Source organism: Clostridium sp. 'deep sea' (genome assembly GCF_014931565.1).
In the GTDB taxonomy this organism is placed as follows: Bacteria; Bacillota; UBA994; order PWPR01; family PWPR01.
In genome coordinates this window covers 1,970,380-1,995,382 of sequence record NZ_CP063353.1, presented here as the reverse complement: position 1 = coordinate 1,995,382, position 25,003 = coordinate 1,970,380, and the positions used below count along the sequence as shown (strand labels likewise).

The 25,003-nt window shown below is 28.3% G+C and carries 19 protein-coding genes, 1 tRNA gene, 1 other RNA gene and 1 riboswitch; of the genes, 20 read left to right on the top strand and 1 reads right to left on the bottom strand.

Annotated elements, in window-relative coordinates; translation table 11 throughout:
• Positions 1-136 precede the first annotated feature (136 nt).
• From IMX26_RS09160 to IMX26_RS09140, 5 genes are all read left to right on the top strand, one after another.
• Positions 137-1,807, top strand: a complete 1,671-nt coding sequence (locus IMX26_RS09160; RefSeq protein ID WP_195158090.1) for an ABC transporter ATP-binding protein — start codon at positions 137-139, stop codon at positions 1,805-1,807.
• 202 nt (positions 1,808-2,009) lie between these two features.
• Complete coding sequence (gene tadA / locus IMX26_RS09155; RefSeq protein ID WP_279324851.1) at positions 2,010-2,486, top strand: tRNA adenosine(34) deaminase TadA; 477 nt, start codon at positions 2,010-2,012, stop codon at positions 2,484-2,486.
• Between the two features lie 43 nt (positions 2,487-2,529).
• A tRNA-Ser gene (locus tag IMX26_RS09150) sits at positions 2,530-2,619 on the top strand.
• A gap of 16 nt (positions 2,620-2,635) precedes the next feature.
• Positions 2,636-2,900, top strand: an RNA gene (gene ffs / locus IMX26_RS09145) — signal recognition particle sRNA large type.
• Positions 2,901-3,068: 168 nt separating this feature from the next.
• The gene (locus IMX26_RS09140; RefSeq protein WP_195158089.1) at positions 3,069-5,552 is read left to right on the top strand and encodes an S-layer homology domain-containing protein; all 2,484 of its coding nucleotides are present in this window, start codon (positions 3,069-3,071) and stop codon (positions 5,550-5,552) included.
• 131 nt (positions 5,553-5,683) lie between these two features.
• Here IMX26_RS09140 and IMX26_RS09135 read toward each other — a convergent pair whose 3' ends face one another.
• On the bottom strand, positions 5,684-5,875 hold the full coding sequence (locus IMX26_RS09135; RefSeq protein WP_195158088.1) for a hypothetical protein: 192 nt from the start codon (positions 5,873-5,875) through the stop codon (positions 5,684-5,686).
• 452 nt (positions 5,876-6,327) lie between these two features.
• Between IMX26_RS09135 and IMX26_RS09130 the strand changes: the two genes are divergently transcribed.
• The 15 genes from IMX26_RS09130 (at position 6,328) to IMX26_RS09060 (ending at position 24,688) form a co-directional block, all read left to right on the top strand.
• Positions 6,328-7,671: an SPASM domain-containing protein gene (locus IMX26_RS09130; protein WP_195158087.1), complete on the top strand. Its 1,344-nt coding sequence runs from the start codon at positions 6,328-6,330 to the stop codon at positions 7,669-7,671.
• Positions 7,672-7,710: 39 nt separating this feature from the next.
• Positions 7,711-9,399, top strand: a complete 1,689-nt coding sequence (locus IMX26_RS09125) for an ABC transporter ATP-binding protein (RefSeq protein WP_195158086.1) — start codon at positions 7,711-7,713, stop codon at positions 9,397-9,399.
• Between the two features lie 519 nt (positions 9,400-9,918).
• Positions 9,919-10,956: an AAA family ATPase gene (locus tag IMX26_RS09120; protein ID WP_195158085.1), complete on the top strand. Its 1,038-nt coding sequence runs from the start codon at positions 9,919-9,921 to the stop codon at positions 10,954-10,956.
• 9 nt (positions 10,957-10,965) lie between these two features.
• Positions 10,966-12,237 (top strand): CpaF family protein, encoded by a 1,272-nt coding sequence (locus tag IMX26_RS09115; protein WP_347707855.1) that lies wholly within the window; start codon positions 10,966-10,968, stop codon positions 12,235-12,237.
• Complete coding sequence (locus IMX26_RS09110) at positions 12,224-13,048, top strand: hypothetical protein (protein ID WP_195158084.1); 825 nt, start codon at positions 12,224-12,226, stop codon at positions 13,046-13,048. Before IMX26_RS09115 ends, IMX26_RS09110 begins: the two co-directional genes overlap by 14 nt.
• Before the next feature lie 40 nt (positions 13,049-13,088).
• Entirely contained in the window at positions 13,089-14,099 is a 1,011-nt protein-coding gene (locus tag IMX26_RS09105; RefSeq protein WP_195158083.1) for a type II secretion system F family protein, read from the top strand.
• A gap of 13 nt (positions 14,100-14,112) precedes the next feature.
• Positions 14,113-14,331, top strand: coding sequence for a Flp1 family type IVb pilin (locus tag IMX26_RS09100; RefSeq protein WP_195158082.1), 219 nt, complete (start codon positions 14,113-14,115; stop codon positions 14,329-14,331).
• A 12-nt stretch (positions 14,332-14,343) separates the two neighbouring features.
• Positions 14,344-14,979: a TadE family protein gene (locus IMX26_RS09095; RefSeq protein ID WP_195158081.1), complete on the top strand. Its 636-nt coding sequence runs from the start codon at positions 14,344-14,346 to the stop codon at positions 14,977-14,979.
• Between the two features lie 11 nt (positions 14,980-14,990).
• On the top strand, positions 14,991-17,330 hold the full coding sequence (locus IMX26_RS09090; RefSeq protein ID WP_195158080.1) for a DUF5702 domain-containing protein: 2,340 nt from the start codon (positions 14,991-14,993) through the stop codon (positions 17,328-17,330).
• 1 nt (position 17,331) lies between these two features.
• Positions 17,332-18,546 carry a hypothetical protein gene (locus IMX26_RS09085; RefSeq protein ID WP_195158079.1) on the top strand — a complete coding sequence of 405 codons (1,215 nt, stop codon included), beginning with the start codon at positions 17,332-17,334 and terminating at the stop codon, positions 18,544-18,546.
• 4 nt (positions 18,547-18,550) lie between these two features.
• Complete coding sequence (locus tag IMX26_RS09080) at positions 18,551-19,186, top strand: prepilin peptidase (RefSeq protein WP_195158078.1); 636 nt, start codon at positions 18,551-18,553, stop codon at positions 19,184-19,186.
• A gap of 12 nt (positions 19,187-19,198) precedes the next feature.
• Complete coding sequence (locus tag IMX26_RS09075; protein WP_195158077.1) at positions 19,199-20,551, top strand: WG repeat-containing protein; 1,353 nt, start codon at positions 19,199-19,201, stop codon at positions 20,549-20,551.
• On the top strand, positions 20,544-21,815 hold the full coding sequence (locus IMX26_RS09070) for an FHA domain-containing protein (RefSeq protein ID WP_195158076.1): 1,272 nt from the start codon (positions 20,544-20,546) through the stop codon (positions 21,813-21,815). The genes IMX26_RS09075 and IMX26_RS09070 overlap by 8 nt, the downstream gene beginning before the upstream one ends.
• Positions 21,816-21,826: 11 nt before the next feature.
• Positions 21,827-23,725 (top strand): serine/threonine-protein kinase, encoded by a 1,899-nt coding sequence (locus IMX26_RS09065; protein ID WP_195158075.1) that lies wholly within the window; start codon positions 21,827-21,829, stop codon positions 23,723-23,725.
• Positions 23,726-23,740: 15 nt separating this feature from the next.
• On the top strand, positions 23,741-24,688 hold the full coding sequence (locus IMX26_RS09060; RefSeq protein WP_195158074.1) for a leucine-rich repeat domain-containing protein: 948 nt from the start codon (positions 23,741-23,743) through the stop codon (positions 24,686-24,688).
• 82 nt (positions 24,689-24,770) lie between these two features.
• Positions 24,771-24,873: riboswitch (SAM riboswitch) on the top strand.
• Positions 24,874-25,003 lie beyond the last annotated feature (130 nt).

Genomic DNA, 25,003 nt, shown 5'->3' with positions numbered 1-25,003 from the left:
CATATATGTTTGTTTGTAGTGAACGACCTCTGTGTCGTTCAAGTACTCACCTAAAAAATTAAATTTTTCAATATAAAGAATGAAAACGTTATTTTATGTCGAATAAGTAAGTCCAGATTTTTACTTAGGAGCTATTATGACTAAAAAAGACCTTAAAAACCTAAAAACCCTGTTTTCTCAGGCTAATGTTAAACCAATATTCTTTATATTATTAATAATACTTGGGGTGGTTTCTTCACTGGTATCAGTTATACCTACTCAGTTTATTGGTCAATTGACTAATTTTATAGCTGGTTCAAAGCTCCAAAACCCAGGTTTGTTAATAAATTTAATAACCTATATAAGTAACATCTTTCAAAATATTAATTTACCAATCATTTGTTTAATTCTTTATATTTTAGTTTCTGTGCTTTCATCTATAATAAGAAACTTATATTGTTATTTAGCAATGTTTTTTGCTAATAAAATCATTAACAAAATACGTAAAAGTATGTTTAATAAGTTACTTTTATTAGACTATAGCTATTTTGAGAATCATAAACGAAGCAGTATTTTATATAACATACTTAATAATGTCAGCAAATTAGATTATATTTTTAGTCACTCGTTATTCTCTTTAGGGACTGATTTATTTGACCTACTTTGGATTTCCGTATTTATATGTTTAATAAATTATAAAATTTTTTTAATTTTACTTGCACTTACTCCTATGCTATTTTTATTCAGCATTAAAACTGGTAAAATGCAAAGATCTTACTCCCAACAGGCTATAAATCAGGAGCATAAAATGGGTAGATTTATTGACCAAGCTGTTAGTGGTATAGATATAATAAAGGTTTTTAAAGGTGAATCATACGAAAAAAAGCTATTTAAAACTGCTAACGATAAGCTTTTTGAGTTTAGTAATAAATCTAACAAAACCCTTTGTTTATATTTTGTAATAGAAAGCTTACTAAAAGTAACGGGTGTATCATTAGCATTAATTTACTGTGTAACACTAATTAGTAGAGGGGAGATACCCCTTGGTTCATTCCCTATTATAGTGCTATATGGTAAAAGGTTTTATGCCCCTATTAACAACCTTACAAAGTATTATCAAGTAATACAGCGTAGCCTTGTTTCGGCTAATGAGGTTTGTACCTTGCTTAATGAACATGAGGCAAAAAAGTATAAAGTAATTAGTGATAAACAAACATTTGACGAAGTAATAAACATTAACAACGCTGAGTTAGTGGTAAACAATACAAGCTTATTTAAAGATTTTAACTTAAGTATAGCTAATAATGAATTTGTAATAATTAAAGGTGAAAGTGGCAAGGGTAAATCTAGTTTACTTAAAGTAATTTTAGGTCTTAAAAACATCCATAATGGCAGTATCAAAGTGAATTCAACCAAACCTACTGTTTTTACCTATGCCAATCAGGGCAGTTTTTTGCATGATTTAAGCCTAATAGAAAATGTTTTATACCCAGAAACTAAGCAACTGGTTGCTGCTGAAAAACGTAATTTAGCTGTAAATACGTTAATACAGTTGGGTTTTAGTGAAGATATATTACAAAAACCTGTTGGTGAAGCAGGTAAGTATCTCTCAGGTGGAGAAAGGCAAAGAGTTAGTTTAGCAAGAGCTATAGTACAGGATGCTGACGTACTAGTACTCGATGAAATTACATCAAGTGTAGATAGTTCCACAGAAGGCAAAATAATTAAATTACTTGGTGGTATAAAAGGCACTAAAACCATTATATTAGTAAGCCATAGTAGCAATGAGAGGTTACTAAGTTTAGCCGACAGAATTATTGCGTTGTAATAACACTGGAATTTGCAACCGGTATCTTATTAAAAACTAGCAGGCCTAAGGCTCTGCGGAATAACTTTTCAATAAGATCTACATTAATCAAACACGAGTTGTAATACTTTGTTAATTAATTAAGAGGTTTATGGTGCTTTTATTACCAAAATAATTATAGTATAATTATTGATATAATCTTATAAATGTGGTGAACTATGCTGTGTTAATTGGCAAAGAGCAAATAAAGTATCATGAAAAATATATGCGTGAGGCCTTAATAGAGGCTCAAAAAGCCGCTGATATAGGTGAAGTGCCTGTGGGTGCTATAGCTGTTTATAATGATAAAATAATAGCTCGTGGGCATAATTTAAGAGAGACTAAGGCAGATCCTACAGCCCATGCTGAAATGATTGTTATACGTAAAGCCGCAGCGTTTATAAAAGGCTGGAGATTGACAGATATTACACTCTATGTTACACTTGAACCCTGTATTATGTGTGCTGGAGCAGTTGTACAATCTCGTTTAGGTAAGTTAGTGTATGGTGCTAAAGACCCTAAAGCAGGGGTAGTTGGCTCAATAGCAGATGTAATAAGAACACCTCATTTACCCAATAACACTGAGGTTTTAAGTGGAATACTAGCTACTGAGTGTAGTGATTTATTAAAAATATTCTTTAGTAATAAGCGTAATGATTAAAAAAATAATTCACAGATAAACTTTAAATGTAATTAAATGATACGGAGAGATGGCCGAGAGGTCGAAGGCGCTCGTTTGGAAGGCGAGTGAACGTATCCACGTTCCGTGGGTTCGAATCCCACTCTCTCCGCCATAAAAAATAAAGTTTGTCGTGCTAGGTGGGGAGTTAGCGGTGCCCTGAACCTGCAATCCGCTATAGCAGGGCTGAATGCTTATACTGAGGCTTATGTTTGTGGGGCTTGACCCTAGCAAGTAGTGTTGACAGTTGGGTCCGACGCAACAAGAATTTGTGAACCCCGTCAGGTCCGGAAGGAAGCAGCGGTAAGCGAACCCTCTTGTGTGCCGTTGGGTAGCCTGACTCGAGCTAACTACTAGGGTAACACTTGGAAGCATATTGTCGAATATAAGGCACGGCATTAAATTTTAAGAAACTTGCTCTTTTTGAGCAAGTTTTTTCATACCATAGAACTAAATAAAAATGTGGTGTATACTAAAGGTGTACTATATTTGCTAAAACAAAGAAATTATTTAGTCTAAAATTACAAGAACTTAGCTTAATAATAATTTATGAGGTGAAGTATAATGATAAAAAAAATATTGCTTAGTTTACTAATAGTGGCACTATTATTGCTAACAATATTGCCAGCACTTAGGGCATTTGCATTTAGCGATATTGAAAAAGATCAGGAAGATACATATTTAATTTGGAACCAACTTGGTATAGTACAAGGTTATCAAGATAACACTTTAAGACTTAATGAAAAGATTACAAAGGCAGAGTTTATAACCATGATTAACAGAGCTTTAGAATTAAAAGGCTCTGCCTTTATTACTTTTACAGACGTAGCAGAGACAGACTGGTTTTATCAAGAAGTTAAAACAGCTGTTGCAAATAAATACTTGTATAATGAAGAAAAACTAAATGGCAATGAAGCGCTTACTTACCTTACAATAACACCTATGCTGTATAAGCTTTATGGTTTTAAACCCGCCAATAAAGATTATTTAGCAAATATAAAAGATTTACCAAATATCAATGAGCAGTTAAGGAGTCAGCTAAATACCTTAGTAAAAGAAAATATCCTGTGGGAGGCATATATCAAGGAAGATAAGCCCATTACAAGGTTAATGGCTCTTACTTTTATACAAGATTTAGTTAGAGAAAAGTTTATTGGATCAATGTTAAATATGTATCAAAATGATACCAGTAAAGATATATTTAAACTACTTAAACTTAATGTCCAAAAGTACTATTATTATGATTCAACAAATTCATCAGACCTAATTCTTGGGAGAACCCCTTCTAATTTAGGCAACCCCGATTTAGGTAAATGTATAGTCAAACGTATTGAGGATTGTGCAGATAAAAACATGCAGAACAAGGATAGACCTATGCCACCCAATATTTGGATTGATAGGCAAACAACTCATATATACTATGGTATGTTAAACTTAAATCAAGACTATGTTGTATATAAAAGCAGAATCTACAAAGAAGATAATAGTTTGGTGGTAGCAAATATAGAGCAGGTTTTATATTATGATAGATCTAAGGAAATAGCTAAGCTAAAACAAGAAAAGCAGAAGCAAAAACAATTAGAGCTTACAGAACAACTAAAGGCCTATATGCCCATGGCCAATGAATTACACCTTAATTTTAATACCTACAATGTATATGCACCCGACCACTTAAATGATTTACTCACTAAAAACGCAGAACCTTTAAAGCAGTATAACAGCGATGAATATTGTTCAATAAAGGACAATTTAGTAGAACTACAATACCAATATTATAATGCAGGTGATAAACCCTTTGCCTACTGGATAGCTAAAGATAAAAGCTGTATATATGCTATTAATATAAAAAACAATGGATATTATCAAGTGTTAAAAATCCAAAAAGATATTGATAATAAATGGAAAATTAAAGAAATAAAAACAGAACTTAAATCTGCGAGTAGCAAATTTAACATCTTTGGCAATAACATTAGTGAAATATTTAAGCAGCTTAAAATAGATGAAAATAATTATTTATATGCTCCATTGGATTTTACAAAATCTCAATTACCAGCTCTAGTAGTTAATCCATCAAAAATAATGAGTTTAGAGATGACAAAAATGAACCTTTCGAAAAGGGGAGGAGTGGGTAGCTTTTATCCATCCTATTTTATTCATAAAAATTCATCTGAAGCTTATGGGGTAACTACCCAAAATGATAACCCCAATAAGTTAATAGTTATAAAGTATACGTATTCAGAAGATAGTGATAAGTGGATTTCTAAAATGGTTTATCCAGAATATAAACAGCAAGTAGCTAAAATACCCTACGAAGATCAAAGTATAATTGATGATTTAAAAATAAATAGCTCAGATTATGTGTACTATCCTTATGAAAAAAGTTCTGTATTTGCTTACAATCAGGCAGGCCCATTAGTTAATGAAACCTGGGATTTAGGTGAAAAATTGCTTAAAGCAGTAGATAGAGCTTATGATATTCAGGATAAATATGATGATAATTACCCTAGTGTATTAATAAAAAAAGATGGCAGTAAAGCATACGCAATTTGCAAATTAATCAATGGCAAAAAAACAGCATACTTGTTTAATAAAGAAATGTATATGTATGAAAGCAAAAATAGCACTAAAGTTTTTCCCGTATGGAGTATTCAGCAGCTACTTCCACAACAAGAGTACGAGATATTTGCTGCTCCCAAACAGTACACAAATGTTATGGTTAAGGAACTTAAGCTTGATATAAATGATTATATTTACTACCCAAGTCAGGAGCAAAGTAAGCTCTCACAAAGATATCCTAGCTTATTTAAAGACTCTTGTATTGCGGGATCTTTAGCATTTCATAAAGGCAGTCAACTATTAAGAGAGCAAATATCTAGTATAACAGATGGAGAAATTGGCTGTTTTATTCATTTAAAAGGAGACAGTGTTTACATAATTCAGCAAAAAAGTAATGGCATAATATATATTTATAAACTAGTGTTAGACAAAACTGCAGAGGGCTATGTAGAATGGAATGATGTAAACGACTGGATGATAAAGGCTGACTAATATCTTAGGGATATTTTAGTGCTTTATTGAACTTCATGTATTAATACTTAAGGTACCATGATAATTGTATCATAGTACCTTTTTTTGTCGTCTATTTTTAGTTTATCACTATAATTGCGACCTCTTTTTAACTATTGAAGTAAACAGTATCTCTCATATATTTTTTTATCGCAATAATATTTGCATAAGCTATTTTTAGCGTAATAACACATTAAACGACGAACTCTAATGTTAGGAGCTGTTCTTGCTAAAATTTTATATTTTTTATATAATTCTAGCTCCATCAAGCCTGCTTCTCTAATATATTTACAAAAAGTATTCACAGCTATCCCTCCTTTGGTGCCTTAAATAAGACATACCTACTGTATAATATGTACAAACCCTCATTTGGTGAATTGTATTAAATAACTTCTATAAAATATATTTGCTATAACACAGAATAATATAGAAACCCATTCCACATAATTTAATAATAGTTTTAAACTAGCCTTTTATTTCTTACCTTACAAAAACTTCAAAATAATAAGTTTAACTGCCAACATATAAATAACTTTTCTTTCTCAATTTATTTTTTAGTTGTTACCTACTCAATTTAATAGTTTTCTACATATTTAGCTTTTTAACTAGCAAAATGGAAGATATTTAATTTGTTAGTTCTATTAGTAATTCTCAAGTATATATATAAATAGGCAAACAATGGTGATAACAAAATTATATTCAACTTTTGTAGATTAGAGAATATAAACATTGCTAAACATAAGGAGTGCAAAAAATCATGAAAATACCTAATTTTTATAAAGGTTTATTTAAGTATCAAGCAAAGAAGCCACTCGAAAACAGCAACTATAATATAACTGCCTTAAATAATCTTGTTGATGTGGTAGTAGACAAACTAGTTAAAATGAACGGTTATAGAGTACTAACTGAAATAAAAAAAGGCAATAAAAATGTAAACAATCTGCTTAGTATCTTAGCCGATTGGTCAAATTATCTTAATAACAACAACAGAATTATTACATTTATAGGAACTAGGTTAACTACAGATTGCAATTTAATGGGTAAAGATAGATGTGTTTATTGTGACCAAAAGTATATATCCGAAAAAGCAAGTTTAGAAGATTATAAAAAATTTATGGATGATCTTTATAAAAATACAGTGTTAAATAATTTTTACTATTCTATTAGTGGTGGGGAGCCAATGCTTTGGGCAAAAAAATTGTATGGTAAAAATGGTTTAATAGCTTACCTTAATAGTAAGGGCACTTACATAAACATAAATTCAAACTTACATTTATTAAATACTGATAATGTTGTTGATCTTATAAATAGTGGAATAAATTCTATCAGAGTATCTTTTGATGTATCGGATGAACTTAAATTTGATGATATTGTAACTGAAGGGGCTTTTACCAGAACATTATTCAGTATTTACCTGTTAATTAGGTATAAACAATTATTAAATAGCAATAGTCCAAGAATATTTTATAATGTTGTTGCAACAAGTATTAATGTAAATGGTTTTGGAGACTTAATAGATTTTTTAATTAATTTTTTAAATGATCATCAAGAAATTATGAGTGAGGAATCTATAAGAAATTTAATGAGTGTACATTTAATACCTTTAGGGGGAGAAAAGAATAGATATTTAATGCCTACTAATGAAGATTGGAGTACTTTTATTAATAAAACAATACCCTACTGTGAAAATAAGTGGAAAGAGTTTTTAAATAAAAATAATCTTGATTTTTTTGATTTTGACTCATTTGGTAACCCTCTTAATCAAAACATGTATAAAAAACCTGTAAACGAGATAATTGAAAACTTTGTAAATGAACAATATAATAAAAATGTAAAAATGAGTAAGTGTCACTGCTCTCCAACCCAAATATACATTTTACCCAACGGCAATGTTTACCCATGTAGTTGTCATGCAGAACGATTATCTAAATGTTTAGGTAATATAAAAACGGATAACTACAATGATATTTTAGAAAGAAATCTTGAGTATCTTAACTCGTTACCTAATGAATATTGCACTAAATGTCCTATAAGCGTTGTTAAAATGAATGTTAGAGTAGAGGAGAAATTAATTGAATATATAAAATCTAATTTAGCTTAAACTTTAATATAGATTATTATAGTTGAGGAGACTAACATAATGTTTAACAAAAGCTTGTATAATAATATACTAAAATTTATAAAACCTTATAAACGTAAAATATCCTTAATAATTATATTAAAGCTAATAGTTTTGACATGTGTAGTATCAGTTCCATATTTATTAGGTAGAGTTATTACATCTTTAGAAAACAATAGTACAAATTTAACATTTTTAATGAGATATTTATTGATATTAATTACTATATATTTGGTTTGGAACATTACATCAGTTTTACTAGAGGTGTTATTTGAAAAGGTCAATAAATCTATCGAAAATGATATAAGAACATACTGCTATGAAACAATTATTAATTCTAAAATGATTAAAATACAAGACAAAGAGGATGGTGAAATTATCTCTAAAGTCATTAGAGATACAGAAAGAATAGAAAAAATATTTTCAAGTATGATTACATTTATAGATTTATTGCTACACACCATAGTAACTATTGTAGTAATGTTATTGATTAACTTACAGTTATCATTAATAGTTTTATCAATTTTTATTTTAATTGGCATTTTTCAACGAATAATGTCAAAGCCTTTAAAAAAATACTATAAGCTATATAAAAATTCCGAAGAAAATTTACTAAAGGAGATAAAAAATTATCTTGCTAACTTCTTTACAGTAAAAGTATTGTCTCTAGAGAGTAGATCAGTCTCAATTCTTAAAAACAAAAATCAAGAAAATCTAAAAAATCACATGAAAATAAAAATTGTCTCTAGTATTATTAAAAATATTAGCTTTTTTTTATCTTCATTATTTAGGATATCATCATTAATAGTTGGAGGTATCTTACATATATATAATAGAATTAGTATTGGATCTATTTTTTCGTTATATAGCTATTCAATTCAGCTATCTAATAGACTTATGCGACTTATTGAAATAGATATATTACTAAAAGACATAGAGACCTCATTCTCCCGTATTTCTGATTTTCTTAATCATTTTGAAACTAACTTAAATAGTAGTAGTTTAAGTGATATAGATAAAATTAAAAAAATAGAGTTTAAAAATGTTACATTTATAAGACAAAAAAAAAGATTACTTAATAATATCTCTTTTGTAGCAAAGAGTGGAGATGTTATAGGTATAAGAGGTGGCAATGGAACAGGTAAAACTACCTTAACATACTTAATATGTGGATTTTTTAAAGTAGACAATGTTTTTATGAATGACGCCAATATTAACAAATTTAGTGAAGCTGGTATCTTAAATAGAATATCTTATGTTTTACAAGATGTGAAATTGTTTAAGGGATCTATTATAGACAATTTAACATGTTTTGGAAGGGTCGAAAAAAAAGAAGCCTATCAAGTATCTAAGGCAATAGGATTACATAAAAAAGTTATAAAACTTAAACATAGTTATGAAACAATTGTTAACGAAAAAAACTTAAATTTATCTGGTGGTGAAAAACAACTTATATCTCTAGCTCAATCAATACTTAAGGATAGTGACGTTCTTATATTAGATGAAATGAATAGTGCCCTAGATTCTAAAACTGAGGAAACACTATTAAGTAATATAAAACAGTATTATCATAATAAAATTGTATTTATTATATCTCATAAAAACAAAGTATTTGATATGTGTGATGTTATTATAGATTTAGATAAACAGCAAGTAATAAGTAAGTCTAAAACTAATAATAACAGTTTTTGTGCAGCAGATAAGCTATAATATATTCACAGTAAGGGTATAGCCAGCAAATAAATTTTTTTTATTTGCTGGCTATTTTTTATATAGTGCATTAACAATAAACTGTAACCATAAGGCAAGATACCTTGTGCAGTTAATTAACCATTCTATTAGCTTAAATCATGAATGCCTTAACTTGGTTTTGATAACTTTTTTATTTTTCCACTGTGCCTTTCGCAATAATAAATTTATGTTATAACAATGGGTTTCTTTTGTAAGATAATAGTAAAAATTAAAACATAATATAATATAAATAAAATTACAATAAACAAGTCATATAAGGTGTAAATATAATAAATAATTATGTAAAGCAATAATGCCTTTAAAATATAAATGAAATCTTTAATTACTAAATTAAATTTCTATGTAAAAAAAAGGTTGAGTTTTCAGTAAAATTCATATACAATTAACATATTATTTATTGTATAAAGGTAAAAATAATAAAAATGTATAAATTTATAATGTCTATTTTAGTATATTTTAATTTTAGGAGATGGTTTAGTGAAATTAGTTATTGCAGACTGTGATGCTGAATATTCATCAAGATTAAGCTCAAAAATTGTTCAAAGTACTAATAGTAAATTTACCATAAAAGTAATTACTGATCTTAATTTATTAGTAAACTATCTCAGTGAAAATAATATAGATATACTATTGCTTTGTGAAGAATTTTATACAGAAAAACTAAACATTAATAATATTAAACTAGTTGCTTTATTATCACATAATAGTGAGATATTAAATTCCGAAATAGCACAAAACATAAATTTAATTAATAAATATCAGCGTGTTTCAAATATAATTAAACAAATATATAGCCTTTATTCGGAGGTTAATCCAAATAACCTACATATAAACAATAACAAGAGCCAAATTATTTGTGTTTACTCTGCCTCTGGAGGGGTTGGAAAATCGACAATAGCAATCTCTTTAGCAAGAAAGTTTACTTTACTTGGCAAAAAAGCTTTTTATTTAAACTTAGAAAACTATCCATCTACAGGTGTTTATTTAAATACTAATCAAAGTGGGGGTTTAAGTGAGCTTTTTATGGTTTTAAAAAACAATAAAAATGCAGCTTTAAAAGCAGAGGCTTTAAAAAGAAAAGATCCTAATACTGGTATTTATTATATAAATGATGTAGATAGCTTGCTCGATTTAGAGGCCTTAACAACAGAGGACTTGCTACAGTTAATAAACATATTAGCTACTACAATGGTCTGTGACTACCTAATTATTGATTGCTCTAGTTATATAAATCAAAACTACCTTAGTATTTTTGATATAGCTAACCAAATTGTAGTTGTTAATGAAAATAATCATGTATCGGATACCAAGTTTAAAATATTTAAAAATAGTGGCTTTATCTATGAGCAATATAAACACAAGCTTAGGTTAGTTTATAACAAAAGTTTACAAGATAATATTCCGCAATTTTATGATATTCCTATTATAGCTACTGTTTCTAAAGTGCATTTTAATAACCCCTTAGAGTTAATAGAACATATTGCCAATAATATAACAATTAACATTAATAGCTAGGTTAAATAAATGATTAAATCAAAATTTATTACAAGAGTAGCTAAGATACTACAGGATCGTTCTTATGTATTAGCCATGAGTGAAGAAGAGCTTAAACACGAAATTATAACTGAAATGATTGCCCAAAAAAAACAAGCTAAAGCAAATAACATAGAGCTATTTATCTATTTATCTAAATTAAACTTTGTAGAAAGAAGTTCAATAGAAACAGACATTTATAACTCAATTAGAGGTTTAAGTTTAATAGATAAACTAATTGCAGATAGTGATATAACAGAAATAATGATAAACGGTTATCAAAATATTTTTATTGAAAAAAAGGGAGTATTAACAAGGTATCCAGAGACCTTCGAAAGCACTGAAAAACTCTTAAATGTTATAACTAAATTTGTTTCTAAGGCAGGTCGCTCGGTTAATACTAGTAACCCTATAGTAGATGCTAGGCTTAGTGATGGATCGCGAGTTAATGTGGTTTTACCACCAGTAGCTATAAATGGTCCTATAGTCACTATTAGAAAATTTCCGGACAAACCTATTGCTATTAAACAATTAATAAAATATGGATCAATTACAGAGCAAGCCGCTCAGTTTTTAGAGTTATTAGTAAAGGCTAAATATAATATTTTTATTTGTGGTGGTACAGGCAGTGGTAAAACTACTTTTTTGAACGCTTTATCTAATTTTATACCTACAAACGAACGTATTATTACCATAGAAGATTCTGCTGAATTACAAATAAGGTCTATTGAAAATCTTGTTAAACTCGAGGTAAGGAGCAATAATGCCGGTAATGTAACTCAAATATCTATTAAAGACTTAATAAAAACATCGTTAAGGATGAGGCCCGAAAGAATAATTGTAGGTGAGGTAAGGGGAGAAGAAGCCTTAGATATGTTACAGGCTATGAACACTGGCCATGATGGCTCATTATCTACAGGACATTCAAACTCAGCAATAGATATGTTTAGCAGGTTAGAAACCATGGTATTAAGTGGCGCTGCCAATTTACCTCTAACTGCAATTAGACAGCAAATGGTTTCAGCTATTGATATTATTGTTTTTTTGTCTCGCTTTAGAGATCACTCACGAAAGGTAGTTGAAATAAGCGAAGTGGTTGGTTTAAAAAATAACAATATAGAATTATTACCTCTGTATAGATATGTAGAGAATATAGAACTTTCTAGTAATGACAAAGTAGTAGGTAGTTTATGTAAAACTAAAAATAAGCTTGTACACACTAACAAGCTAAAAAAAGTAGGTTTATATAATGAAGTTAATTAATAAAATAAAGAATATCCCCAAAAGACTAGCTAAAGTCTTAACTAAAAGGCAATCAAACATACATAAAGCTATTAATTACGAGATTAGCTCTTTAACTATATATGAAAAACTACTCTACTTAGTTTTTTATTACTTTGTTAGCTTTATTATTTTATACATATTCTATAAAAGCTTTGCCTTTAGTTTAATAATGTCATTGTTAGTAGCCTCTTTATTAATGCCTTTTAAACAAAAAAATGAGTTGCTTAAACGTAAAAAGAATCTAAGAGTTCAATTTCAAGACTTATTATCTGCCCTAGATGTGGCAATGAGATCAGGAGAAAATATCAATACAGCATTTAAATCAGCTTTAGATTCTTTGTTACTTATATATAATGAAAAAGCAGATATTATTATAGAAGTAAAGCAAATATTAAGCTGGCTATCAAATAATATACCGCTTAAAGATGCTTTAGCAAACTTTGCAGAAAGAAGTAATATTGTTGAAATAACAAACTTTTCTGCTGTAATAAATGTAATAGAAGGTAAAAGTGATAAAAGTGGAGATGTTATAAAGCAAACACAGCGCTTAATTTCGGAAACCATAGAGGTGGAGCTCGAAATTGATACCATAATTTCTGATAAAAAAAATGAGCAAACGATAATGTTAATATTGCCTGTAATAATTGTAGCAACCATGAACTTTTTAGGCAATGGCTTTATGGATGCCTTGCATACAACAATTATTGGTAGAGTAGTGGCTACCTTAGCTTTAATTATTTTTGCCTGTGCCTATATTATATCTACAAAAATAACAAATATAAGGGTATAAAGGAGCGATAAAAATAATTACTATAACAAGCATATGTTTAATGTTATCATCAACAATATTAGCAGCTCTGTATATTTATTTGCTAAAATCATCAAAACAAGATTTTATAATTATGGCTTCGGCCGCCAAAATATTAAGGTTAAAAGATACAATCAATAATATCCAAAATAAAGTATTAGTATTAGAAAATAACTCTTATTTAAATAAATCTAAAATTAACAAGCTAAAGAGAAAACTTACTAAACTACAAAAAACGTATAGCAGTATAAAGCTTAATAAATACGCTAGTAAAAATCCAATAATTCCAGCAGGGTTTACTCTATTAGAGCGTTTTAACATAAATACAACAAATAAGTATTATCGAAAACTACATAGATCAGTAAATGAGCTTTATGGCAAAGCAAATTCAACAGTGATTACTCAAACAATTTTAGCGCAGTCTATAGCATATTTAATAGTTGGCTTATGTATAGTTTTAAGTTTATCGGTAATAGTTATGGAAACACTTACTCCCCTTAAAGCATTTGTAATAACTGTAGCAGGTATAGCAGTTGTGTTTTTGGCAGTATACACTATTTTAGATGATATTTTATATAGGGTAAAAAAAAGAAAAGAGAATCTTCTGTATGAGTTTCCTCAGGTTATTAACAAATTAGCTTTACTAGTTAACGCTGGCATTGAGATTACAGATGCTTGGCGACAAACTGCCTACAGTAGCTATGGGGATTTATACCTAGAGATGCAGAGGGTTTGTAGAGCTCTAGATAATGGTATTACTCTAAAGCATGCCTATAAAGAGTTTATTGATAGATGTAATGTTAAAGAAGTCTCTAAGCTTGGGGTAGCCATAGAGCAGGCTCATATTAAAGGCAATAGTGAAATAGCCCAGGCCTTACTAGATATAGCTGTTTTGGTTTGGGAAGAACGTAAACATAAGGCAAAAAGAGCTGGTGAATTAGCAAATAGTAAGCTGTTGTTGCCTATTATAATGGTGTTTTGTGCAATTATGATGATGGTTATTGTACCTATTATATCAAATTTGGGAATTTAAAAGGAGAACAATCATGCTAAAAAAATTAAGCCTTACTTGCTTAAATGTAAAGAGAGAACTTAGAAGTTTAAAGAGTAAATTTATGAATGATGAACGAGGGGTTTCACCTGTTGTAGCTACTGTTTTAATTATATTAATAACAGTAATTTTAGCATTATTTCTTTCTAAAGAGCTACAAAATTGGATATCTGACTTAATAGGTAGATTTACAAGCAGAACAAAAAACTTATAATGCAAAGTCATAATGAGCTCTAAGAAAAAACATTTCAAAGGATCTGTTGTAGTGGAGTCTGCTATTTATTTACCATTTGTGTTTATATCTATGTTAGTAATTTTTATGTATGCAAGTATGTTATATCAACAGGTTGTATTGCAAAGTGTATCTCAGCAGGTTGCTAATTTTTGCTCAATGCAACTAAGAGATCCTGGCTTTAAAAGTCTATTAGAGAATAACGAATACAGCGATATTACTATTTTAGATTACAGTAGAAACCACCCCTATAGATATCTGTTTAAAAATGATTTAAACGAAAAAGCATTAGTTAATATAGCAAAACAGCTTGTTGATAAATCTGTTATAGGAAACACAAGCAACTTAAAAATTAAAATAAAACAAAGTAATTGTTTTATAACTAATAGTTACTCAGTTTTAATTAGCCAACAGTTTAACTCTCCTATTGATTTAAGCTTATTAGGCTTGCCTAAAAATTTTGAATTAAAAGAGCAAACAATAATAAGAGTAGTAGACCAAGCTGAGTTTATTCGTAACTCCGATTTAGCCTTTGAGCTTGTTAAAAAAATAGATAATAAATTAAAAGTAACAGATACAATAAATAAAATGATAAAAGCAGCAAAGGGTTTTTTAGCTAACGAAAAGTGAGGGTAGTTTTTATGAATATATTCTACAATAATAAAGGTGCCATCACGGTTTTTTTAGTATTATTATTAGTTCCCTCAATTGTAATTGTAGGTGCATTTATAGACTTTAGCAGATACCATACTGCCCAGCAGATAGTAAACGGGGCTGGTGAGCTAGCTTTAGACTCAGTGCTTGCCAACTATAATAGCACGTTAAAAAAGTACTATGGTTTGTTTGCTATTTCTAATAAAGAGTATTTTGAAGGCACTATAAATGAATATTTTATTGAAAACCTAACTGTAAAAGCTAATGAGTTTTATAGTCCATTTAATTTAACACCATACTCGTATGAAATTTTAAATATTGATAATGCTAATTTAGCAAATCCATTAGCACTAAAAAAACAAATTGTAGAGCATAGTAAGTACAAAGCCCCTTTAGAGTATGGTAAGGATTTTTTAAACACCCTAAATACGCTTAAAGATTTACCTACTGAAGTAACTATTTATAATAATGAGTTAGAGCTAAATGAGAAACTAGCATCTTTAAGTTTAAAGTATCAAACTCTCTATGCGCTCATGAAAGTAAATGATTCTTTTAAAATAGCTAGCATTAATGATTTTATTAATGAAATTAATGATGAGTTCAAAACTATTGCAGCTAAAATAAATACAGTTAATTATTTGCAAACTAAACTAAAAAAGATAGATTTTGAACAAGAGAATGCCTTAGAATTGCAAGAAACTTATCAAAATAGAATAACTGAACATCTTATAGATATAAAAAGCTTGGCTTCTAAGCTTATAACAAAAAGAGAAAAACTACAAGAATATTATTTAAACTACCAACGATATTTAGATGAAATAAGTACTATTTGTGAGCAAATAACAAGGGATTATGAAAATATAAAGATATATGTTGAGGTACTAAAAAATGAGATTCAACAGCTATCTCAAAACTGTGAAAAACAAACTAAAATAGAGCTGCATAAACTTGAGCGAAGAGTTACCCGCAATTTTGGATCTCTAATTAATAAACAGTTTAACTTTAAGATAGTAAGCGATTATATAAAACCTAATCAAACAATTTTAACTACCTATAAATCTAAACTGCAAGCAATAAGGTTTGATACTTTTTATAATGATAAACAGCTTACTTATAGCTTAGAGTATTTAAAAAAACTAGGTATAAATGCCAATACAACTATCTACAGTGATTCTAAATACAACAGCATTAGTACAGTAGCTAAAACTCAATACTATAAATATTACTCAGCTAGCAAAACAGAGGTAAAAGAGTTATATGATAAATTACATTCTATGTATAAAGATGTGGCAGAAAAAAACGAAGAAAGAGCCCTTAAAAAGGCACAAGAGTTATTTAAAAAGGCCATTAAAGAAAAGTTATGTAACAGCCCCAAAGGAGCCAAAGAAATACCTCAGGGAATATTTAACTCTTTTAGCTCTAATACAAATATAAGTAATTATCAAACCAAGTATAATAACGAGATAGATTTTAGCAAAAGTATTTTTGGCAGTATTAGTAGTTTGTTTCAAGATATATCTTATAACCTTAGAGATAATTTGTATGTTAACAATTATATTAAAACCATGTTTACCTGTGCTACAAGTAAAATAGGTGAAAGTTGTTTAAACTATAGCTTATCGCCTAAAACAAACTATTTGTTTGGCAGTGAACAAGAATACCTTTTATTTGGTAATCGAAATGCTATGAGCAATGTATTATTAAGTAAATCATTAATCTATAGCTTTAGATTTGTTTTAAATTATAAATATGCTCTTTCTAACAACAATCTATTAAAATTAGTTAAAGAAATAGCTACAGTCTCTGCTGCCTTTATACCATTTTCTTTGCCTTTAATAGAGACTACCATTTTAACTGCTATTGTAGCTACCGAAACAGCATTAGATTTAGAAGATTTAATGAGTGGAAAAGAGGTAGTTGTATTTAAAACTGATCAAACTTGGAGACTTAGCATTAATGCTATTAAAAGGTTTTTTGAAGGAAAAAGTAAAGTGTTAAATGGAAAAAAAATAAATACATCAGACTTAAAAATGAGTTATCAAGATTATTTAAGCCTGTTATTACTAGTTTCACACAGTGATAAACAAGTTACTAGAATAAGTAATTTAATAGAACTTAATATAAGCAATATTTTAAGCAAACCTCAAAAACCACAAGACCTAAAAGAGTTAAGCTTTAAAACAATAAACGCTAAAACAGCCATAAAGCTAAAGGCTGAGGTTATATTAAACTTAATATTTTTACCAATACCTTTTGTTTCAAACTATGTTAATAGCCCTAATATTAAGGGATTAAAAATAAAGTATAACAGCTATAGAGGCTACTAAAATGAATATTAAAAATAAAGGCTCCATATCAATAGAGGTTTGTTTGTCATTCATTATTTTTATCTCTATGTTATTAGTTTTAACAACATTTATAAAGATAAATATAGTATACCAACGTATGCAGTATGGTGTGAATCAGGTAACAAAAGAAATAGCTAGTTACAGTTATTTATATGCTGCTAGTGGAATTATGCAGTTAAATGATGATTTACAATCACAAATTGTTAAGCAAACTGAAACCTTAGATAATACTGCTGAGGCTGTGCTAAATATATATAATAATTTTAGTGAAATAAATAACAATCATAAAGAAGACCCCAAAAAAGTTGTAAATGATCTTAAAAATATAGGCACCGATGCCAGCACAATTTTTGATAACATTAAACAGCTAGCTAGAGAACCTCAAAAACTAATTACTAGCCTTATTTATTTAGGTTTAGAAGATAAGCTTGTGCAAATTAAATCTCAAATATTTGCCTCTATAGCAGAGTCATTACTGCCAAAGTACCTAAACAATAAAGGACAAAATACTCCTAAAATGTTAAGGAGCAATTTAGATTTTTCTGGAACAAGGTTTTTAGAAGACGATGAGAGTGTATACATAGAGGTTAAATATCAATACCATGAGAACCTACCTATATTTGGAGATATAACATTCAACTTATGCCAATCAGCAAAGGCACGAGTTTGGCTTTTAGGTGACGCTGATATTGCTAAAAATTATCAGCCAGGTGGTAATCAAGAGCTTAATTCTGTATGGCAAAGCTCAAACTTTGTAAGAGGCAAAAAAATTATAAGTAACGAGCAAAAGAAGTTAAAATATAAAGTAATAAATGTTTCTGGTATTCATGCTGTAAAAATAAATGGTAAAAATCTAGAGATATACCGGTTTGTAACTTACGACAGTAACAAACCAACTAATAAATTAAAGCAGTTTGAAAAGCTATTAACAAAGCATATTAACACTTTATCAAATAAAGTAAATAATTTAAATCAACTTAGTATTCAAAACATAAAAACTCAAAAAAGAAAAGTTATAGCTATTGGTAGTAATTATGAAATAACAAAAATAGTATATGTTGTTGTTCCTGAAGATATAGACCAAGATGAATTAAATGAAATGGCCAAAAAAGCCACTGAATTAGCTGCTGAAACTAAATCAATAAAGGTAATTATTGAAAAGGGTTATGGCAACTCAAAACACATCAAGGAGTAAACTAATGATATTAAAAATTGTATCAGGCCTTATTATTACCTACGTTTTGAACGCTCTTTTAACGCAAATAATTAATAACTTAAATATAAAGCACAAAATTAATAAAAAAATTTTTGCACTTATGTATTTGTTAGTTCCGTTATTAATAATAGTGGTATTTAAAAAAAATACTTTATACCCTTTTAATTATCAACTACTGGCATCTGTTTTTTTTGTTGTTTTATTAGCTTATATAGCAATAGTTGATTTATATATTAAGCTTATTCCTAACATATTACTAAAGATCCAACTTATTATGGTGATTTTATTTACTTGTTTAGATATATTAAGCCAAGCTAATTTTTCTGCACAATTTCTAAAAGCAAAACTAATAACCCTGCTTTTAACTGGAGGTAGCTTTTTTATAGTTTACTTAATTACCAAAGGTGCTCTTGGTGCAGGTGATGTGAGATTGATGACAATTTTAGGGATAACTTTTAATCAAAATGTGGCTCTAGCTGCACTATTTTATTCCTTAATTAGCTGTGCTGTAATTAGTATAGCTTTAATGATATTAAGAAAACTTAACTCAAAAGACAATGTACCTTTTGCTCCTTTTATTTTAGTGGGTACAATCTTATCAATATTACAGTTAACATAAGAGGTCAAAAATATGGCTAAAATTGCTTTAAACAGAATAATTATTTGTACTTTTTTAATAGCCTTAATATGCTTTGGCTGGACAATAGCTTTAACAAGTAATCTTAGAACAAATTTAAAACAAACTAAACTAATTACACAGGCTAAGGATTTAATTCAGCAAGAAATATATCAAAAAGGCATATCAAATTTAAAAGAAGCATTAACCTATAAAACTAAAAAAAATGAAGAGATATACATGATGTTAGCTAACACCTATAAAGAGATAGGTTATGAGAGACAATATGCCGCTAACTTAAACAAAGTAATAGAACTCAACACTACAAACGAAGAGGTTTATTATAGCTTGGCAACCTACTATTATGATAACTATAAGTATCATGATTCATTAAATACGCTTAAAAAAGGTATAACAAATTTAAAATCACAAAAGCTTAAAGACTTTTATGAACAAATAAGATATAAAACCTATTACCTGTTTTGTTATGAAGATGAGGTTTTACCGTTCAGTGAGGGTTATGCTGCAGTAAAAAAGAACAATAAATGGGGTTATATAGACAACAAAGGAAACTTAGTTATAGACTATAAATTTGATAAAGCAACGAGCTTTAATAATTCTATGGCGTTAGTAGTTAAAAATAATATAACCTCAATAATTGATAAAAATGGCTTTAATACTAAAGTAACTGATTTTAAAGTAATAGATATTACTGGCTTTAATGAAAATGGCGCTGCCATTAAAACTAATAATAAATGGAAAATTATTAATGACGAGTTTGACATAACTACAGAAACTTGGCAAGACATTGGAGTTTATTTTAATGGATTTATAGCTGTTAAAAATAATAACCTTTGGGCAGTAAGACAAAAGGGTGGTAAGTTGCTTTTAGATTATAAATACCAAAACATTAGTTTAAATGAACACCGTAAATGCTTTTTAAACAATACTTGTTTTGCCTTAATAAATAATAAATATCAGCTAATAGACCTTAATGGAACAATCATAAGTAAAACTGGCTGGCAAGAAGCTAAAGAATTTAATGAAAAAAATAGTTATGCAGCGATAAAAAAAGATAATAAATGGGGATTTATTAACAGTTTGGGAGAAGAAGTACTAGCTAATACTTGGCAGAATGCTAAGTCTTTTAGCAATGGTTTAGCAGCGGTAAAAATTAATAATAAATGGGGCTATATTAATGAGTCGGGAAGGCTAGTTATTGGAGCCATTTATGATGATGTGCAAAGCTTTTATAATGGTTTAGCAGCGGTCAAAAAAGACAATGTTTGGCGATTTATTGGTTTAGAGCAATATAGATATAAAAGCAATTTATTAAGCGATAGCTTAGGTGGAATAATAAATGAATAACATAGATTTAACACTCGACAGTTCTTCTGGTAAAAAAACAATTAAATTAACATTAAATATAGATAATGTAGATTTTATAGCCTTAAAGACGTTAGTAAATGATTGCCCTAAACAATTAATTCCGCTAACTTATTACGAATTAAATAATAAAATAATAATTGAGTATGATTGTTTAAATCTACTAGACTTTAAATATCTATCTAAAAAACTAGCTTTAGATGTATATATAACAATTCTTAAAGACCTAATACTGTTTTCACACGAATGTGCTGATTGGTTTTTAAACAATAATCTAATTAACTATAATGTAAATTATATTTTTTATAGTAAAGAAGATGTTCAGCTTAAATATATCTATGTGCCAATAAAAAAAGCTGAAGAGCAAGTAGATTCTTTAAAAGACTTAATAACCCATTTTATTAAAGACTTTAGAGTAGAAAACGGTGAAAAATTACAATATGAATTGCTGAGAAAAATTATTGAACCCAGCTTTATAATAGATGATATTTCAGAAATTATTAGCAATTTCTATCAAGAAAAACACAATAGCACCTTGAATGAAGAGACCATTTTAAAACCAGCAAAAAAAGAAATACCATCTACACAGCAAAACATAATTATAGATGTGGCTAAACAAGAAGATGAATTAGTAATTACACAAAACAATACTATTAATACAGATAATTTATTCGAAGTACTTAAAAATAATACCGGTGAAGATATAACCAATAAGAAAGTTAAAGCAAAACATAAAAAAGGTTTTTTTAAAAGTCTCTTTCACATAAGTAAAAATAAAAAAGTAAAAAAACAAGAGATTAATGTAGGGCAAGAGCAAATAGAAATAAATAACTTTAAAAATACAATGATTGAGACTGAACAGTTTATAAATAATAACAATAAAACTGTAATTATTAATCAAGATCACAATAGTACAAAATACTTTTTAAAACTAGAAGGTTTTCATGAAAATAATGTACCATATGAAATAAATATTAGCACAGCTAACGCATTTACTATAGGTAGAGAGGATAATCAAAGTATTGCTTCTGGTTATTTGTTTAGTTCTGATATAAAAAGTATTAGTCGTATTCATGCCCAATTTGAGCTGATAAACAAACAATTACAAATAGTAGATTTACAATCGGCAAATGGAACTTACGTGAATAACGTTAAAATAACTGCAAATATACCGCATAAAATAAATAAAGATGACATTATTAAGTTCTCCAATAAAATTGCTTATAGAGTATGTTTACGAAAGTAATGGGGTAAATCATGATTAAAACAGGAACTGTGCTTTTAAACAAATATTTAATTAAAGGTATGATTAATACTGGTGGCACAAGCATTATTTACAAAGCTTATCATAATAGCTTAAATATCACTGTTGCTTTAAAAAGAATTGATAGCTTAACACTACATAATACTAACTATCGTAGAGAGGTAGATATACTTAAACATTTACAGCACAAAATGTTACCAAGATTATATGACATAGTTAAGTATGGTGAAGAAACATTTATAGTTATTGATTATATCGACGGATTAAATTTGCAACAAATAATTGAAAATAAAGGTGCCTTTACAGAACTAGAGGTATTACGTATAAGTAAAGACTTGATAAATGTTTTAGGCTATATTCATCAAAACAATATTATTCATAGTGATATAAAACCAGCTAATATTATGATAAATAAAGACGGAGAACTAAAGCTCAAAGCCCTTGGTATATCTGCTATTAATAATAAAACAAAAGCCCTTGGTAAAACTAAGGGCTTTTCAGCACCTGAACAAAGTAATTGTGAGACTATAAATAATAAAACAGATATCTATAGCTTTGGGGCAACAATCTACTATTTACTAACTAAAAAAGTATATCAAAACAATAAAAGTTTAAATGAACTGCCTAAGCAGTTTTCATGTATATTAAAAAAGTGTCTACAGTTAAATCCCACAAAAAGATATAACAATATGTTTGAAATAAAAGAGCAATTCAACAAGCTAAGTAAGGCTAAAAAAATTAAACTAAAGCATGTCAATAAAAAAAGTATTATAACAATGGTTAGTATAGCTGTTTTTCTTACTTTATTAGCTTGTTTACATATTAATAAGCAAAAAAACAACAATAATTATCAACAGTATATTATAAAAGGTGAAAATTATTTACAAGCTAACAAACTACAACAAGCTGAGCAAAGCTTTTATAGAGCAATTGACTTAAATAAAAGCAAAACTATAGCATATTTAAACTTAGCAGAGATATATTTTAAACAAAAAAAATATCAGCAATGTATTGGTTTAAATAAAGGTGAGCAAAAACTTAATAAAGATATAAATTATAGTAGATATTTAGAGTTCATTGCAGATAGTTATAAGCTGCTTACAGAAAAAGAAAGTGCGTATAATTATTACAAACAAGCACTTAAATACAACAAAAGAGATATAGATCTTTATCATAAATTTGCGGGTCTTGCCTGCGAAATAAATAAAAATAGTGAGGCTAAAGAGGCTTTAAATAAGGCGCTAAAGTTAGTTAAAGATAATGCTATTAGCTACATGTTAATGGGTGAAGTTGAGTTCCTAAATAATAACTATAAAATAGCAAAAGACTATTTAACTAAAGCTACAAGTCTATTACATGACAGTAAAAAATTATGTAAGTGTAATGTATTATTAGCAGAAATATATAAATGTAATGAATTAAGTATTGATTTAGAGATACAGGCTCTGAATAATGCTAAACAACACGCCACTATTTATAGTAGTCAGCTTATTATTGAAAAATTAGCAAATAGTTATTATCGAAAAGCCCTAATAAGCCAAAGCGATGAATACTTGTTAGAGTCCGCTGAATGTTACCATCAGTTACTCTTTTGCAATATCAATGATATTCATATTTACAAAAACCTTATTGCTTTATACCTACAATTAAATGACTTAAATAAAGCCAATAAAACATTAGGTCAAATGAAAAAATACTATAATAGCTATCAAGTTACAAAGAGTGAGTGTTTTATTAAAATAGCTGAACTTAAGCAGAGTAAAAATAAGTTAACTGACTTGCAAACAATAAATAAACTGTTAGAGAAACTTAAAAACTATAGTACTGACTCAGAGATAGCTTTGCTTGAAATTAAAGTTACTGAACTGAATTTAAATCTAAAAGCAGACTAAGAGGTTAAACCTATAATGAAAATATTAAGAAATATGTTAATCACGCTAATATTATTAATACCTGGTTTAGCTTGCATTGAAGTAAATAGCTTAGCTATACCAAAATACCAAATAAACAACATCCCATTTACAATAGAAAAAAACAAAGTAGTTAAGTTTAATAATGCTTTGTTAGAGCAAGTTGTGAGAGAAACAGTCGGTAAGGAAAAAACACTGTTATTACAAAGCGATTTATTAGCCATAAATAAACTAAGTTTAGCTAAAAATAGCTTAACGCTTAACAATAATCAATTTGCCATAAAAGACCTACAGTTAACAGATATTCAAAACTTTATCTATCTAAAACACTTACGTGTTAATGAGCTAGATATTTATCAGCAATTTTTAGATAGTTTTTTGTATTTAGAGTTTTTAGAGCTAACAGATTCTACAATAAACTGTGAAATAAATAAGCCAATGTTAAAGAAGTTAGCTTTAATAAACTGCAATATAACTTGCTTAAAGCCAATAATTAAGTCTAAAAATATTGAGCAACTATATCTTAATAATAATAATTTAGTAGAGATTAATGAAATAAAAAAACTAACAAAGCTTAACAAACTTAGTTTTTACAATAATAAAATTATAGATATAACATCTGTTAGCAAACTAAAAAAATTAAAACAATTAAACCTAGCCAATAATCAAATAACAAACACAACACCCTTAAATCAGTTACTAGATTTAGAGGTCTTAAACCTAAGTAATAACAAAGTAAAAGCACTTAATATAGATAACTGTCTTAAATTAAAAGAGCTTGATATTTCTTATAACAGTATTAAAAATATTAGCCCTATAAAAAACTTAAGTAATCTTGAATGGTTAAACTTAATTAATAACAATATTTGTGATATAGATTGCCTAAGGAATTTGCAGAAACTTAAATATTTAGGTTTAGAGGGTAATAATCTTACGCATAAATAAGCATAATTTATTAAAAATATGAAAAGCCCTTGCGTAAGTTCTTTTATAGTGCTATAATGCAGAAAACTTAATATTAATATCTTCCTTATCAAGAGTGGTGGAGGGACTGGCCCTGTGAAACCCGGCAACCTACATTTAGAGTGTGGTGCTAAATCCTGCATTTCGTTAGAAATGAAAGATAAGTTATTTCAGGTTATAACCACTTTCGTTTCAGCAAACGAAAGTGGTTTTTTTGTTTTTAATGAACTAAAAGTGATAATGGTTGCAACTGTTATTTAGTGGTAAACAAAAATAGTTATTTATGAGAGTGACGAT